Raw genomic sequence first — 15,277 nt, 5'->3', positions numbered from 1 at the left:
TGCCCACGTGTTACTCACCCGTTCGCCACTAATCCCCGGCCGAAACCGGTTCATCGTTCGACTTGCATGTGTTAAGCACGCCGCCAGCGTTCGTCCTGAGCCAGGATCAAACTCTCCGTGAATGCTTCCGGGCTATCCCGGCAAACACTGCACGAGAGCGGAACGGAACCGGAGGAATAACCCGGACCGTCCACAGCGTCCTCGCTGTTGTGTTTCTTCAAAGGAACCTCGTCCAAACGATGGACGGGGTATCAACATATCTGGCGTTGACTTTTGGCACGCTGTTGAGTTCTCAAGGAACGGACGCTTCCTTCGAAACCGTTTCACCGGTTTCTCCGGGCGCTTCCCTTCGGTGTTTCCAACCTTACCAGATCCGATTTCCGGTCGTTTCCGATCCGAATTCCGTTTCCGGTGGCCGTTGGAGGGCCTTGCCTTTCGGCTTCGTCGACTTTATCAGAATTTCTTCCGAGTCGATTTCCACCCCCGCCGGTGGGCTCCTCCGGAGTCCGTTGAGTGCTCCGGGTTCCCCTCTGGCGGAGCCGTAAACGTACTGGAGCGGGGCTCCTCGATGCAAATCGAGGAGCCCCGCCGAGTGTTCAGCGCCGGTGTGGTGCTGAGGGAGCGTCAGAGGTGACGTCAGACCTCGACGACCACGGGAAGGATCATCGGGCGCCGGCGGTAGCTGTCGGAGACCCACTTGCCGACCGCGCGCCGTGCCAGCTGCTGGAGCTGGTGCGGGTCCACGACCCCGTCGGAGGCCGACTTGGCCAGGGCATCCTCGATCTTCGGGATGACCGCGGAGAAGGCGGAGTCCTCGATGCCGGAGCCCCTGGCCTGGATATGCGGACCGCCCACGATCTTGCCGGTCGTGCTGTCGACGACCACGAAGATCGAGATGATGCCCTCCTCGCCGAGGATGCGGCGATCCTTGAGCGAGGTCTCCGTGACATCGCCGACCGAGAGGCCGTCCACGTACACGTATCCGGCCTGCACCTTGCCGACGATCTTGGCGATGCCGTCGACCAGGTCCACCACGACACCGTCCTCGGCGATGACGCAACGGTTCTTCGGAACCCCGGTCAACGCCCCCAACTCGGCGTTGGCGCGCAGATGGCGCCATTCGCCGTGCACCGGCATCAGGTTCTTGGGCTTGCAGATGTTGTAGAAGTACAGCAGCTCGCCGGCCGAGGCATGGCCGGAGACATGGACCTTGGCGTTCCCCTTGTGGACGACCGTGGCGCCCCATCGCGTCAGTCCGTTGATGACCCGGTAGACCGCGTTCTCGTTGCCGGGGATCAGCGAGGAGGCCAGGATCACCGTGTCGCCCTGCACGATGCGGATCTGGTGATCGCGGTTGGCCATCCGGGACAGCGCGGCCATCGGCTCGCCCTGGGAGCCCGTGCAGACGAGCACCACCTCGTCGTCCGGCAGGTCGTCGAGGGTCTTCACGTCCACCACGAGACCGGCCGGCACCCGCAGATAGCCGAGGTCACGGGCGATGCCCATGTTGCGGACCATCGAGCGGCCGACGAAGGCGACCTTGCGCCCGTACTCATGCGCCGCGTCGAGGATCTGCTGGATGCGGTGCACATGGCTGGCGAAGCTGGCGACGATGATGCGCTTCTGCGCGTTGCCGAAGACCTGGTTCAGCACGCCGGAGATATCGCGCTCGGGCGGTACGAACCCGGGCACCTCGGCGTTGGTGGAGTCCACCAGGAGCAGATCGATGCCCTCCTCGCCGAGCTTGGCGAAAGCGGGCAGATCCGTGAGCCGGCCGTCGAGCGGCAGTTGGTCCATCTTGAAGTCGCCGGTGTGCACGGCCATGCCGGCCGGAGTGCGGATGGCGACCGCGAGGGCGTCCGGGATGGAGTGGTTGACCGCGACGAACTCGCACTCGAAGGGGCCGATCCGCTCGCGGTGCCCCTCCTCGACCTCGAGGGTGTACGGACGGATCCGGTGCTCCTGGAGCTTCGCCTCGATCAGGGCGAGCGTCAGCTTGGAGCCGATCAGCGGGATGTCGGGCTTCTCGCGCAGCAGGAAGGGGACGCCGCCGATGTGGTCCTCATGGCCGTGGGTGAGGACGATGCCGTCGATGTCGTCGAGACGGTCCCGGATGGATGTGAAGTCCGGCAGGATCAAGTCGACTCCGGGCTGCTCCTCCTCGGGGAAGAGCACCCCGCAGTCGACGATCAGCAGCCGGCCGCCGTACTCGAAGACCGTCATGTTCCGGCCGATCTCACCGAGGCCGCCGAGCGGGGTGACGCGCAGACCGCCCTCGGGGAGCTTCGGCGGAGGGCCGAGCTCAGGATGCGGATGACTCAAAAGACTCTCCTCACCACGCGCGCCACATGCCCCCTGGGCACATGGCGCGCGTGACATTCGTGCACTTGCTGATGTGTCTGTATGCAGTTGTGAAGTATGAAGGTGCGACCAATCGCCTCTTTGCTTAGAGCTGTACCCCGCCGGCGGCGAGATCGCGCTTGAGCTGTTCGGTTTCCTCGGCGGTGAGCTCGACCAACGGCAGGCGCAGCGGCCCCGCGGGCTGGCCCTGGAGGGCGAGCGCGGCCTTGGTCGTGATCACACCCTGGTTGCGGAACATGCCGGTGAAGACCGGCAGCAGCTTCTGGTGGATCTCCGTTGCCTTCGCGACGTCGCCCGCGAGATGGGCCTCGAGCATGGCCCGCAGCTCGGGGCTGACCAGGTGGCCGACCACGGAGACGAAGCCGACCGCGCCGACCGACAGCAGCGGCAGGTTCAGCATGTCGTCGCCGGAGTACCAGGCGAGGCGGGAGCGGGCGATGGCCCAGCTGGCGCGTCCGAGGTCGCCCTTGGCGTCCTTGTTGGCGACGATGCGCGGGTGCTCGGCGAGCCGGACCATGGTCTCGGTGCCGATCGGGACACCGCTGCGGCCCGGGATGTCGTAGAGCATGACCGGCAGGCCGGTGGCGTCGGCGATGGCGGTGAAGTGCCGGAGGAGGCCTTCCTGCGGCGGCTTGCTGTAGTACGGCGTGACGGCCAGCAGCCCGTGGGCACCGGCCTGCTCGGCGGCGCGGGCGAGCTCCACGCTGTGCCGGGTGTCATTGGTGCCCGCTCCGGCCACGACGTGGGCGCGGTCGCCGACCGCCTCCACCACGGCGCGTACGAGCTGGGCTTTCTCCGCATCGCTGGTGGTGGGGGACTCGCCGGTGGTGCCGTTGAGGATCAGTCCGTCATTGCCGGCGTCCACCAGATGAGCAGCGAGTCGCTGGGCGCCGTCGAGGTCGAGCGCGCCGTCAGTGGTGAATGGCGTGACCATGGCGGTCAGCACCCGCCCGAAAGGGGTCTGCGATGTGGATGTCGGTGCCATGGGCTCCACGCTACTCGTAGCGCGACCCACGGCGCTCGCTCGGGGCGGCGGACGGAGCGAAGAGATGGGACCCGGCACTGCCTGCTCGGGGGTTCAAGCAGTGCCGGGCCCGTTTGTTCAGCCTAGATGAACTTCTCGAAACGCCGCAATACGGACACTTCGCCCGGTGATCCGTCCGAGGAGCGGGCCCCGGCCCACGCGGCCGGCTACGGAGCCACTCGGCCGTTGGCATTGAAGGCGGCGTGGGTGAGCGGCATCAGCCCCGCCCAGTGCGCCTCCATCCGCTCCCCCACCATCTCGATCTCCCGCTGCGGGAACGAGGGCACCGCGGCCTGCTCGTGCTGGGTGCGCAGCCCCAGGAAGTGCATCAGCGAACGGGCGTTGCAGGTGGCGTACATCGAGGAGAACAGGCCGACCGGGAGCACGGCCCTGGCCACCTCGCGGGCCACTCCGGCGGCCAGCATCTCCTGGTACGCCTCGTAGGCGTGGCGGTAGGCGTCCTCCATGACCCGGCCGGTCAGCTCGTGCTGCGCCGGGGTGCCCTCGACGAACTCGTACTTCCCCGGGCGGCCCTGCTGGACCAGCTTGCGGGCCTCACCCGGGACGTAGAACACCGGCTCCAGACGGCGGTAGCGACCGGACTCCTCGTTGTACGACCAGCCCACGCGGTGCCGCATGAACTCGCGGAAGACGAAGATCGGGGCGCTGATGAAGAAGGTCATCGAGTTGTGCTCGAACGGGCTGCCGTGGCGGTCCCGCATCAGGAAGTTGATCAGCCCCTTGGAGCGCTCCGGGTCCTTGGTGATCTCTTCAAGGGACTGCTCGCCCGCGGTGGACACCCGCGCGGCCCACAGCACATCGGAGTCGGCAGCGCTGTGCTTGACCAGCTCGACGGTCACATCGCTGCGGAAACTGGCCTTCTCGATCTCGGCGGGGATCTCGGTCACCGGGCGGTCCTTCCATGCGTCGCTCAGGGCGGCGCCCAGCTTACGGGCCACCACTGACAGTCCCGCCCAGCCGAAATTTTCGACTGAAGTCGTCGGATTCGGGCACCCAATCACTCATTCACACGTCCTACACATTGAAGTACTCACGTTCGAGGTTCCAAGGAGAGCCCGCACATGTCCCGCCGGCGAGAGCCCGTGCCGTTCGCCTTCGTCGCCGAAGCCGACCGTTTCCGCAGCAATGTCACCCCACCGCCCCGCCCCCGCGCCACACCGTCCCAGATCGCCGGACGGACCCTGATCGGGCTCACGATCGTCGCGGGGTTCATCGGCTCGCTGATGTTCGGGATACCCGCCCTCGACAGCCAGTCGCACCCCACCCACCAGATCCAGCAGTCGGAGGCGTCCGACGGACGCTGACCGGCGCTGGGATAGCCTCACCCAGCACAGGCCCATCCGGACATGTGTGTGAGTGAGGAACTCCCGTGCCCCTGCCCTTCCTGACCGCCGACCGCGCCCGTGACGATGACGCGGCGGCCGGAGCGGACCCGCTCGGCTACGAGGACCCGGACCGCTGGCGCCGGCCCTACCGGCCGGGGCCCTGGAGGGTCGGGGGCGCCGCTCTTCTGCTGCTGCTCGCCTCGTACGTCCTGTTCTCCGCCATGATCATCGCGATGGCGGGATCGCTGCCCGCGGCGGGCGTCTGCGTCGCCGTCGCGGCGCTGATGATCGTGACAGCCGTAAGGCTGGTGCGCAGCGGTGTCGTGGTGAGCCCCCAGGGGCTGCGCCGGATCGGCTTCCTGCGCAGCACCACCGTGCGCTGGCAGGACATCGCCGCGATCCGCACGGCTCAGCAGCCGGTCCGCTGGCTGGGCCTGCCCCGCACCGTCCAGGGGCAGGCGCTGCTGCTCCAGCCGGTGCGCGGCGGAGCACCCGACACCCTGATCACCAGCCATGACGCCGACTTCCTGGGCCAGGCGGAGAGCTTCAGCAGGGCCGCCGACGCGATCGAGGGCTGGGCCGCCGCCCACCGCTGAGACGCCGCCCACCCCTGAGCCGTACGCCCGCGGAGGGGCACCGCCGAATCCGCATGAGCATGCCGCCGCGGGCGGCCCGGGGTCAGCCCCCGGCCGCCCGCACCGGTTTGCCGTCGTGCAGGGCGATGGCGCGCTGCATCGCCTTACGGGCGCGCGCGGTGTCCCGGGCGTCGTGGTACGCCACGGCGAGCCGGAACCAGGACCGCCAGTCGTCCGGCGACTGCTCGGTCTCGGCCCGGCGCTTGGCGAAGACGGCGTCCGCCGAGTCCCGGTCGATCCGCCCGCCGGGCGTCCGCACCAACTCGTCGACCGGGAGGCCGCCCTCCGCCTCCAGCTCCCGGGCCAGCCGGTCCGCGCTCCGCGCGAACTGCGTGGTCTGCCACAGGAACCAGGCGCCGATGAGAGGCATCACCAGCACCGCCACTCCGAAGACGACCGTGACCGGGGTGCCCTCCCGGATCAGCAGCACCCCGCGGTCGCCGACCAGCACGAAGTAGACGACCAGAACGGCCGCGAGAACGAAATATGTGATCTTTGCGCGCACCGCTGTGCCCTCAGTCCAGATCGAGGAAGTGTTCCAGGCCGAAGGTCAGGCCGGGGGTGGCCACCACGCGGCGGACGCCGAGCAGGATGCCGGGCATGAAGCTGCTGTGGTGGGTGGAGTCGTGGCGGATGGTGAGCGTCTCGCCCTCGCCGCCCAGCAGGACCTCCTGGTGGGCCAGGAGCCCGCGCAGCCGCACCGAGTGCACCGGCACCCCGTCCACGTCCGCGCCCCGCGCCCCGTCGAGCCCCGTGGCGGTGGCGTCCGGCTGCGGGGCGCAGCCGGCCTCCCGCCGGGCCTCGGCGATCAGCTGCGCGGTGCGCGCGGCCGTGCCGGAGGGGGCGTCCACCTTGTTGGGGTGGTGCAGCTCGATGACCTCGACCGACTCGAAGAACCGGGCGGCCTGGCGGGCGAACCGCATGGTCAGCACGGCACCGATGGAGAAGTTCGGCGCGATGAGCACACCGGTGGTCGGCGAGGCGTCGAGCCAGCCGCGCAGCCGCGCCAGGCGCTCGTCCGTCCAGCCGGTGGTGCCGACGACGCCATGGATGCCGTGGCGGACGCAGAACTCGAGGTTGTCCATCACCGAGGCCGGTTCGGTCAGCTCGACCGCCACCTCGGCGCCCGCCTCGACCAGGGTCTGAAGCTGGTCGCCCCGCCCCAGCGCGGCGACCAGTTCCAGGTCCTCGGCGGCCTCCACGGCTCGTACGGCCTCGGAGCCGATCCGGCCCTTGGCGCCGAGGACGGCCACACGCAGCTTGCTCATCGATCCTGTTTCCTTCGATCCGGGAGGCTGGGACTGACGCACTGACGGGTCAGGCGACGGCCTCGTCGAGACGCGCCGCCTGCTTGTCCTTGAGCGGCCCGATGACGGACAGCGAAGGACGCCGTCCCAGTACATCGCGTGCCACCTCGCGCACCTCGTCCGGGGTGACCTCCGCGATCCGCTCGAGCATGTCGTCCACCGACATCTGCTCGCCCCAGCACAGCTCGCTCTTGCCGATCCGGTTCATCAGCGCGCCGGTGTCCTCCAGGCCCAGCACGGTGGAGCCGGAGAGCTGGCCGACGGCGCGCCGCAGCTCCTCGTCGCTCAGGCCGTTCTCCGCGACCTGGACGAGCTCGTCGCGGCAGATCTTGAGGACGTCGTGCACCTGGTTCGGGCGGCAGCCTGCGTAGACGCCGAAGAGCCCGCAGTCGGCGAAGCTGGAGGTGTAGGAGTAGACGCTGTAGGCGAGGCCGCGCTTCTCCCTGACCTCCTGGAAGAGCCGGGAGCTCATCCCGCCGCCGAGCGCCGTGTTGAGCACCCCGAGCGCCCAGCGGCGGTCGTCGGTGCGCGGGATGCCGGGCATGCCGAGGACGACATGGGCCTGCTCGGTCTTGCGGTTCAGCAGCCCGACCTTGCCGGCCGTACGGATGGCGCGGGTGCCGGCACGCGGGGCGACCGGGGCCGCGTCGGTGTGGGACAGGGCGCCCGCGTGGTCGAACGCGGCGTGCACCTGGCGTACGACGTCGTCGTGGTCCACGTTGCCCGCGGCGGCGACGACCAGGTGCGTGGGGTCGTAGTGCTTCCGGTAGAAGCGGGCGATCTGGTCGCGGCCCAGGGCGTTGACGGTGTCGACGGTGCCCAGGACCGGGCGGCCGAGCGGGGTGTCGCCGAGCATGGTGTGGGCGAACAGGTCGTGCACGCAGTCGCCCGGGTCGTCCTCGGTCATCGCGATCTCTTCGAGGACGACGCCGCGCTCCGCGTCCACGTCCGCCGCGTTGATCACCGAACCGGTCAGCATGTCGCAGACGACGTCGATGGCCAGGGGCAGATCGGTGTCGAGCACCCGCGCGTAGTAGCAGGTGTACTCCTTGGCGGTGAAGGCGTTCATCTCGCCGCCGACCGCGTCGATGGCCGCGGAGATGTCCAGCGCGGTGCGCCGCCGGGTGCCCTTGAAGAGCAGGTGCTCCAGATAGTGGGTGGCTCCGCCGAGCGTACGGGTCTCGTCGCGCGAGCCGACGTGCGCCCAGATGCCGAAGGTGGCCGAGCGCACGGAGGGGAGGGTCTCGGTGACGACGCGCAGGCCCCCGGGGAGGGTCGTCCTGCGGACCGTGCCGATGCCGTTCTGGCCCTCGAGAAGCGTTTGGGTACGGGCGACGGCCCGCGCCTCCGAAGAGGTGCGGGCCGTCGTGCCGTCGTCGCGGGACGTCACTTGGCCGCTTCGTCCTTCGTCTGGGGCCTGGCCTCGGCCTCGTCCGCGTCCGCGCCCTCCTCGTCCTCGAGGACCGGGATGAGGGAGAGCTTGCCACGCTGGTCGATCTCGGCGATCTCGACCTGGACCTTGGCGCCGACCTTCAGAACGTCCTCGACGTTCTCCACGCGCTTGCCGCCGGCGAGCTTGCGGATCTGCGAGATGTGCAGCAGGCCGTCCTTGCCCGGGAGCAGGGAGACGAACGCACCGAAGGTGGTGGTCTTCACGACCGTGCCCAGGTAGCGCTCGCCGACCTCCGGCATGGTCGGGTTGGCGATGCCGTTGATGGTCGCGCGGGCGGCCTCGGCGGCCGGGCCGTCGGCGGCACCGATGTAGATGGTGCCGTCGTCCTCGATGGTGATGTCGGCGCCGGTGTCCTCCTGGATCTGGTTGATCATCTTGCCCTTGGGGCCGATGACCTCACCGATCTTGTCGACCGGGATCTTCACGGTGATGATCCGCGGCGCGTTGGGGGACATCTCGTCCGGGACGTCGATGGCCTCGTTCATCACGTCGAGGATGTGCAGCCGGGCGTCGCGGGCCTGCTTGAGGGCCGCGGCCAGCACGGACGCCGGAATGCCGTCCAGCTTGGTGTCCAGCTGCAGCGCGGTGACGAACTGCTTGGTGCCGGCGACCTTGAAGTCCATGTCACCGAACGCGTCCTCCGCACCGAGGATGTCGGTGAGGGTGACGTAGTGGGTCTCGCCGTCGATCTCCTGGGAGATCAGGCCCATGGCGATGCCCGCGACCGGGGCCTTCAGCGGCACACCGGCGTTGAGCAGCGACATCGTGGAGGCGCAGACCGAGCCCATGGAGGTCGAGCCGTTGGAGCCCAGCGCCTCGGAGACCTGGCGGATGGCGTACGGGAACTCCTCGCGCGTCGGCAGCACCGGCAGCAGCGCCCGCTCGGCCAGGGCGCCGTGGCCGATCTCGCGGCGCTTGGGGGAGCCGACGCGGCCGGTCTCACCGGTGGAGTACGGCGGGAAGTTGTAGTTGTGCATGTATCGCTTGCGGGTCTCGGGCGCGAGCGTGTCCAGCTGCTGCTCCATGCGGAGCATGTTCAGCGTGGTGACGCCCAGGATCTGGGTCTCGCCGCGCTCGAACAGCGCCGAGCCGTGGACCCGCGGAATCGCCTCGACCTCGGCGGCGAGCGTACGGATGTCCGTGACACCGCGACCGTCGATGCGCTTCTTCTCCTTGATGACGCGCTCGCGCACCACGGTCTTGGTCAGCGCGCGGTACGCCGCGGAGATCTCCTTCTCGCGCCCCTCGAACTGCGGCAGCAGCTTCTCGGCGGCCACGCCCTTGACCCGGTCCAGCTCGGCCTCGCGCTCCTGCTTGCCCGCGATGGTCAGCGCCTGGGCCAGCTCGTCACGGACGGCGGCGGTGAGCGCCTCCAGGACGTCGTCCTGGTAGTCGAGGAAGATCGGGAACTCGGCGGTCGGCTTGGCGGCCTTGGCGGCGAGGTCGGCCTGCGCCTTGCACAGGACCTTGATGAAGGGCTTCGACGCCTCCAGGCCGGCGGCGACGATCTCCTCGGTGGGAGCCTCGGCGCCGTCCTTGACCAGCTGGATGGTCTTCTCGGTGGCCTCGGCCTCGACCATCATGATCGCGACATCGCCGTCCTCGAGCACCCGGCCGGCGACGACCATGTCGAAGACGGCCTCCTCCAGCTCGGAGTGGGTCGGGAAGGCCACCCACTGGCCCTTGATCAGGGCGACGCGGGTGCCGCCGACGGGGCCGGAGAAGGGCAGCCCGGCGAGCTGGGTGGAGCAGGAGGCGGCGTTGATCGCGACCACGTCGTAGAGGTGGTCGGGGTTGAGCGCCATGACCGTCTCGACGATCTGGATCTCGTTGCGCAGGCCCTTCTTGAAGGACGGGCGCAGCGGACGGTCGATCAGACGGCAGGTGAGGATCGCGTCCTCGGAGGGGCGGCCCTCACGGCGGAAGAACGAGCCGGGGATGCGCCCCGCCGCGTACATCCGCTCCTCGACATCGACCGTGAGCGGGAAGAAGTCGAGCTGGTCCTTGGGGTTCTTGGAAACGGTGGTGGCCGACAGCACCATGGTGTCGTCGTCCAGGTAGGCCACGGCCGAACCGGCGGCCTGACGGGCCAGGCGGCCCGTCTCGAAACGGATGGTGCGGGTGCCGAAGGTGCCGTTGTCGATGACCGCTTCGGCGTAGTGGGTCTCGTTCTCCACCAGGGAAATCTCCTCTTCTGCGTCCCTCGTCCGTGTGACGGTGGACGGTGGTGGAGCAGCGCCCCGGGCCTTACTGGCCGGCGGCCGGGCCGGTCTTCGATCGAAGCCACCGGAATTGCCAGTTCCGGGAGCCACTACCGAGGACCGGCTCCTGTGGCGCCGGTGCGGCGGGAATGAGGCGCTCCTCCTTCTTCGTTATGGCGTTGTTGGGACCAGACTACAAAGCTTCGGCCGTCATCACGACGGCTGTACTGTCCGGCCCCTACGGTACGTAGCGATGGGCTTACGCACCGGCGCGAAGCCCGTACGGGCCGCCTGTGGCTCACCTTGGCTCACCTTTGGCTGAAACCGTACGGCGCCGCGTATGGCAAAGGGAGCGGCCCCCGTAGCGGGAACCGCTCCCTCCTTGGCGTCTTACTTGGCGCCCGCCGCACCGCGGCGGATGCCCAGGCGCTCGACCAGCGCACGGAAGCGCGTGATGTCCTTCTTCGCCAGGTACTGCAGCAGGCGGCGGCGCTGGCCGACCAGGAGCAGCAGACCCCGGCGGGAGTGGTGGTCGTGCTTGTGGGTCTTGAGGTGCTCGGTGAGGTCGGAGATGCGGCGCGTGAGCAGCGCGACCTGGACCTCGGGGGAGCCGGTGTCGCCCTCCTTGGTGGCGAACTCGGTCATGATCTGCTTCTTGGTAGCGGCGTCGAGCGACACTCGGTACTCCTTGCTTTCGTCATCAGCCGCCGAGTGCCCCTGGTCGTTGTCTCAGGGGATCTTCCGTGACTCGGGAGGCGGGGTCCGCTGGGCGCTGTCTCCCGAGACTCGAAGCCTCCGGGGACGCGTACGCAAACGGCCAGCACACAGAGTACCAGCGTCGGGTGGGGGGCTGACGAGGTGGGGCTGCGGCGGGGGCGGGGGCGCAATGGTGGAGGTGCGGGTGGGGTGGGGGCGGGCGGGGCTAGAAGACCGGCATGGCGGTGAGCGTGCCGGACTGCAGAGCGAACACGCGGTTCCCGGCCGCCGCGAGCCGCCAGCCTCCCCCGGCCCCCGGGGCATACGGCCAAGCGACGCTTCCACTGCGGACGTCGACCGCGACCACGCCCTGGTCCCCGCGCTCGTCGAGAGCCGCCCACACACTGCCACCCACGGCGACCGGGGCGTCAAGGGGGTGGTCGTCGGACGCGAACGGCAGCGTCCACATCTCCGCCCCGTCCCCCGCCCGCCGCGCCGAGAGGTCGGTGCCGTCCACGGCGTACACCACGCCCTTCCGCACGGTCGGCGCGGTCCAGCCGGTCCCGCCCTGACCGGTATGGGCCCACTTCTCCTCGCCGCTCGCCAGGGCGAGCGCCCTCAGGCTCTTCCCTCCGAGGTAGACGACGCCGTCCGCGACGGCGGGGGCGAGGGCGGTGGGGGACCCCTGTTCGCGCGGGCCCCAGGCGGTCCTGCCCGTACGGGTGTCGAGGGCGGCCACGGCACCGTCCGATCCGTGGATCACCAGACGGCCCTCGGCGACCGCCGCCTGGGCCGGCGCCTTGGCGGACGCGGCCACGGGCACCGGGACGGTCCACAGCGTGCGGTGCGAGGTGAGGTCCACGGCGCGTATCCGTCCCTCCCTGGTGGCGAGGTAGGCCGCGCCCTCGTCGGCGCCGAGCAGCACCGCCGCGTCGGCGCCCGGCGCCGACCACCGCTTCCTGCCGTCCTTGGTGTCCAGCCCGAGCAGCGCCCCCTTTGCGTCGGCGGTAAGGATGGCGTCGTCGGACGCGGCGAGCATCCGGGCGGTGGTGGCGGCCGTGCGCTCGGAGGTCCACCGCCGCCTCCCGTTCCGCACGTCGTACGCGCGCAGCGCACCGCTGGGGGTCGCGACGACCACGATGTCGTGGACGGGCAGCGGAGCGGGCAGATCGGTGCCGGAGCTCTCGGCGACGCGGACCGGACCCCACAGCGGCCGCGGCGCTGTTCCTTCGTCGTAGCGCGACAGCGGCTCGGCCTCCCAGGGCCGCCCGTCGGCCTCCGCCTCGTCGCCGCGCAGCAGCCACCACGCGACGCCTCCGCCACCCGCCGCGAGCACGGCGCCGCCCGCGGCGAGCGTGCCGATGAGCCGCCGCCGGGAGGGGGACGGCCGGTCGCCGGGCAGGGCGGCCATGCGCCGGGCGTCCGCCTCGCGCCGCGTGATGTCCTGCGCGAGCGGTCCGCTCCTCCAGACCTGGTCCGCGCCCCGGGGCGGCGCCAGCGCCCGGCCGATCCAGTCGAGACCGGGCCGGGTCCCGGCGTCCTTGGCCAGACAGGGCTCGACCAGGGCCCGCAGCGCCTCGGGCACCGCGCCCAACTCCGGCTCGCCGTGCACCACCTGGTACTGCACGGCGGCCACATGGCCGCCCTCGTACACCGGCCGCCCACCCGCCGCGTAGGCGAGGACCACTCCCAGGGAGAACACATCGCCCGCGGGGCCGGTCCGCTGCCCCAGGACCTGCTCGGGCGGGGCGTACCCGGGGGTGGCGACGGTCTGCCCCGTGGTGGTCAGCGTCAGCCCGTGCTCGGGCCGGGCGATCCCGAAGTCGATGATCCTGGGGCCGCGGGAGGTCAGCACGATGTTGGACGGTTTGAGGTCACGGTGGACCAGCCCGGCACCGTGGATGTCGTGGAGCGTACGGACGAGCGCGGCTCCCAACGCCCTGACGGCGGGCTCCTCCAGGGCTCCGTACCGCTCCACGGCCTGGTCGAGCGTGGGCCCGGCGAGGAACTCCGTGGCGATCCACGGCCGCCCGCCCTCGGTCTGCGCCGCGAGCACCCGCGCCACCCCGTCGCCCCGCACGGCCTGGGCCGCGTGCGCCTCGCGCACGAAACGCTGGGCCATATGGGGGTCGTGGGCCACTTCGGGCCGCAGCACCTTGATCGCCGCGATCCGGCCCTCGGAATCCCGCCCCAGGTAGACCTGGCCCATGCCGCCCGCGCCGAGCACGCCGGTGAGGCGGTACGAGCCGAGGCGCAGCGGATCGCCGGTGCCGAGGGGTTTCATGGCGAGAGGTCTCCTGGTCGACGAGGGGTTGATCGGATCAACGAGGCGGCGGGGCGGCCGGGCGGGCCAGCTGCCGGGTCATTCCAGCGGGATGGCGCAGACGGTCTTGCCATTGGTGATGACGACCAGGCCCGCGCGGCGGTGCGTCGACGGCCCTGGCCCAGCGGTCCTTCTCCGGTGCGGCGTAGAAGTACCTCTCGCCGACCACCGGAGTGGATTCATAGGCTTCGGAGGAGGCTGCCTGGTCGGCTGCCCCCTTCTCCTGCCACAGCAGCCGTCCACTCTTCGCGTCCAGCGCGACGAGGCCGTTCCTCCGCTCGACGCTGTAGACCACACCGTCCTCGACGACCGGCGGGCCGTAGTGCTCCATCCGCGGGTCGTAGCTCTTCCCGGAAGTGCGCTCCGCGCCGAACCGCCATGCGGTCGCGCCGTCGGTGGTGCGCAGCGCCAGGAGCTCCCGGCCACCGGTGAACACGTGATCGTCGGTGGCGGCGAAGAATCTGTCCAGGGAGATCACCGCATCCGATCCGAGCGGGATCCGCTTCGACCAGCGCTGGGCCCCGCCGTGAGGGTCGATGGCGGTGGCCACCTCCCCCGAGAAGCGCAGGAGTGTGGCACCGGCGGATACCGCGGCGATGGGGTCGCTGGTGGTCGGGGCGATGGCACGGGCCCACAGCCGCTTCCCCGTACGCAGGTTGATGGCCAGACGCTTCGCACCGCCCTTCGCGAATCCCTCGGCGAACAAGGTGCGGTCCATCACGGCGAGGAGTTTCGGTTCGAGGCCCAAGGAGCCGGTGCGAGCGATCGGGGTCTTGAGATTGCCCGTCTCCAGGTCGACGGGAGCGATCGCGGTGGCACCGCTCTCGTCATCCGCCTCACAGGCGAGGAGCCGGTCCCCGTCGACGACGACGGGAAGGGTCCGGTCGCTCTCCCCGCGCTTCTCGCCGGTCTTCGCGTCCACGCACAGCAGCCCGTTGTCGTGGACGATGACGACATGGTCCCCGACGATCAGGGCCTTGAGGTCCGTGATCGCCTCGGGCACGGACACCTTCCACACCAGGCGCGGACCCGCACCGGCGGGGCGCGAGGTGGAGCGGGGCGTCGCGGCCGTACCGCCGTTGGATTCCTCCGGCCCGAGCCAGGCCCACCCCCCGGCCGCCCCACCGGCGACGAGCGCGCCGCCGCCCACCGCCGCGATCAGCCTCCGCCGGGAGAGCGCGGCTCCCACCCGCCGCGGCCCGGCGGTTTCGGTGCGGGGATCCGCCTCCCGGGGAGCCGGGAGCCTGCTGGGCTCGGCCTCCCATACGGCCGTGCAGCGCCGGGCGATCTCGGCGAGGACCAGGTCCGGCAGCTGGTCCGCGAACCGCCGGAGGTCACCCGCGTGGTCGGCGCCCGCGCGAAGCCGCTCTCCCAGCTCCACGGTGCCGGGCCGCTGCCGGGGGTCCTTGGCGAAGCACGGCCCCAGTACGGTGCGCAACTCCCCCGGCAGCCCGGACAGGTCGGGGTCGGTGTACCGCACCCGGTAGAGCAGATCGGCGGGCTGTCCGCCGCCGAAGGGCGGGCGGCCGGTGGCCGCGAAGACGAGCACTCCGGCGAGGGCGAACACATCGCCCGCGGCGGTGTGTTCACCACCGGAGACCTGTTCGGGCGACATATAGGCGGGCGTTCCGGCCGCCGCGCCCGTACGGGTGAGCCGGTCGTCGCCCACCGCGCGGGCGATGCCGAAGTCGATGACCTTGGGGCCGAGCGCGGTCAGCAGGATGTTGGAGGGCTTGAGGTCGCGGTGGACGACATCGGACCGGTGCAGCTGCGCGAGCGCGTCGCACAGGCCGGCTCCCAGCGCCCGTACCGCCTGCTCGGGCAGCGGCCCGGCGAGGGCGACCGCGTCGTCGAGCGGCGGGCCGAGGACGTATTCGGTGGCCAACCAGGGCGTTGGGGCCAGCCAGGGCGTTGGGCCAGCGGGTCGGCGT

The 15,277-nt window shown here is 70.5% G+C and carries 12 protein-coding genes and 1 rRNA gene; 2 read left to right on the top strand and 11 right to left on the bottom strand.

What is annotated here, in order from left to right:
* The 4 genes from IEJ02_RS40665 to thyX all read right to left on the bottom strand — a co-directional run.
* Positions 1-122, bottom strand: a 16S ribosomal RNA gene (locus IEJ02_RS40665); the annotation flags it as partial.
* Positions 123-636: 514 nt separating this feature from the next.
* Positions 637-2,322 carry a ribonuclease J gene (locus IEJ02_RS40660; RefSeq protein WP_191069376.1) on the bottom strand — a complete coding sequence of 562 codons (1,686 nt, stop codon included), beginning with the start codon at positions 2,320-2,322 and terminating at the stop codon, positions 637-639.
* Positions 2,323-2,446: 124 nt separating this feature from the next.
* Positions 2,447-3,346 (bottom strand): 4-hydroxy-tetrahydrodipicolinate synthase, encoded by a 900-nt coding sequence (dapA, locus tag IEJ02_RS40655; RefSeq protein ID WP_137979831.1) that lies wholly within the window; start codon positions 3,344-3,346, stop codon positions 2,447-2,449.
* A gap of 206 nt (positions 3,347-3,552) precedes the next feature.
* Positions 3,553-4,293: an FAD-dependent thymidylate synthase gene (gene thyX, locus IEJ02_RS40650; RefSeq protein ID WP_191069375.1), complete on the bottom strand. Its 741-nt coding sequence runs from the start codon at positions 4,291-4,293 to the stop codon at positions 3,553-3,555.
* A gap of 174 nt (positions 4,294-4,467) precedes the next feature.
* Between thyX and IEJ02_RS40645 the strand changes: the two genes are divergently transcribed.
* The gene (locus tag IEJ02_RS40645) at positions 4,468-4,710 is read left to right on the top strand and encodes a hypothetical protein (protein WP_137979829.1); all 243 of its coding nucleotides are present in this window, start codon (positions 4,468-4,470) and stop codon (positions 4,708-4,710) included.
* 65 nt (positions 4,711-4,775) lie between these two features.
* A complete protein-coding gene (locus IEJ02_RS40640; protein ID WP_191069374.1) occupies positions 4,776-5,327 on the top strand; it encodes an SCO5741 family PH domain-containing membrane protein in 552 nt (183 codons plus the stop codon).
* A gap of 82 nt (positions 5,328-5,409) precedes the next feature.
* On the opposite strand, the gene IEJ02_RS40635 is transcribed toward IEJ02_RS40640, so the two are convergent.
* The 7 genes from IEJ02_RS40635 to IEJ02_RS40605 form a co-directional block, all read right to left on the bottom strand.
* Entirely contained in the window at positions 5,410-5,871 is a 462-nt protein-coding gene (locus IEJ02_RS40635; protein ID WP_020868049.1) for a tetratricopeptide repeat protein, read from the bottom strand.
* Between the two features lie 10 nt (positions 5,872-5,881).
* Entirely contained in the window at positions 5,882-6,634 is a 753-nt protein-coding gene (gene dapB / locus IEJ02_RS40630; protein WP_137979826.1) for a 4-hydroxy-tetrahydrodipicolinate reductase, read from the bottom strand.
* Between the two features lie 49 nt (positions 6,635-6,683).
* Positions 6,684-8,063 carry a M16 family metallopeptidase gene (locus tag IEJ02_RS40625; RefSeq protein ID WP_191069373.1) on the bottom strand — a complete coding sequence of 460 codons (1,380 nt, stop codon included), beginning with the start codon at positions 8,061-8,063 and terminating at the stop codon, positions 6,684-6,686.
* On the bottom strand, positions 8,060-10,303 hold the full coding sequence (locus IEJ02_RS40620; RefSeq protein ID WP_191069372.1) for a polyribonucleotide nucleotidyltransferase: 2,244 nt from the start codon (positions 10,301-10,303) through the stop codon (positions 8,060-8,062). The genes IEJ02_RS40625 and IEJ02_RS40620 overlap by 4 nt, the downstream gene beginning before the upstream one ends.
* A 414-nt stretch (positions 10,304-10,717) precedes the next feature.
* Positions 10,718-11,005, bottom strand: coding sequence for a 30S ribosomal protein S15 (gene rpsO, locus IEJ02_RS40615; RefSeq protein WP_020868053.1), 288 nt, complete (start codon positions 11,003-11,005; stop codon positions 10,718-10,720).
* A gap of 244 nt (positions 11,006-11,249) precedes the next feature.
* Positions 11,250-13,307, bottom strand: coding sequence for a serine/threonine-protein kinase (locus IEJ02_RS40610; protein ID WP_191069371.1), 2,058 nt, complete (start codon positions 13,305-13,307; stop codon positions 11,250-11,252).
* 37 nt (positions 13,308-13,344) lie between these two features.
* Entirely contained in the window at positions 13,345-15,231 is a 1,887-nt protein-coding gene (locus tag IEJ02_RS40605; RefSeq protein WP_223865260.1) for a protein kinase domain-containing protein, read from the bottom strand.
* Positions 15,232-15,277 lie beyond the last annotated feature (46 nt).

The sequence above is a fragment of the Streptomyces sp. 5-10 genome, assembly GCF_014712245.1.
Lineage (GTDB): Bacteria > Actinomycetota > Actinomycetes > Streptomycetales > Streptomycetaceae > Streptomyces > Streptomyces violaceusniger.
Note: the sequence above shows the minus strand (reverse complement) of the source record. Positions and strands in the feature narration are given on the sequence as shown.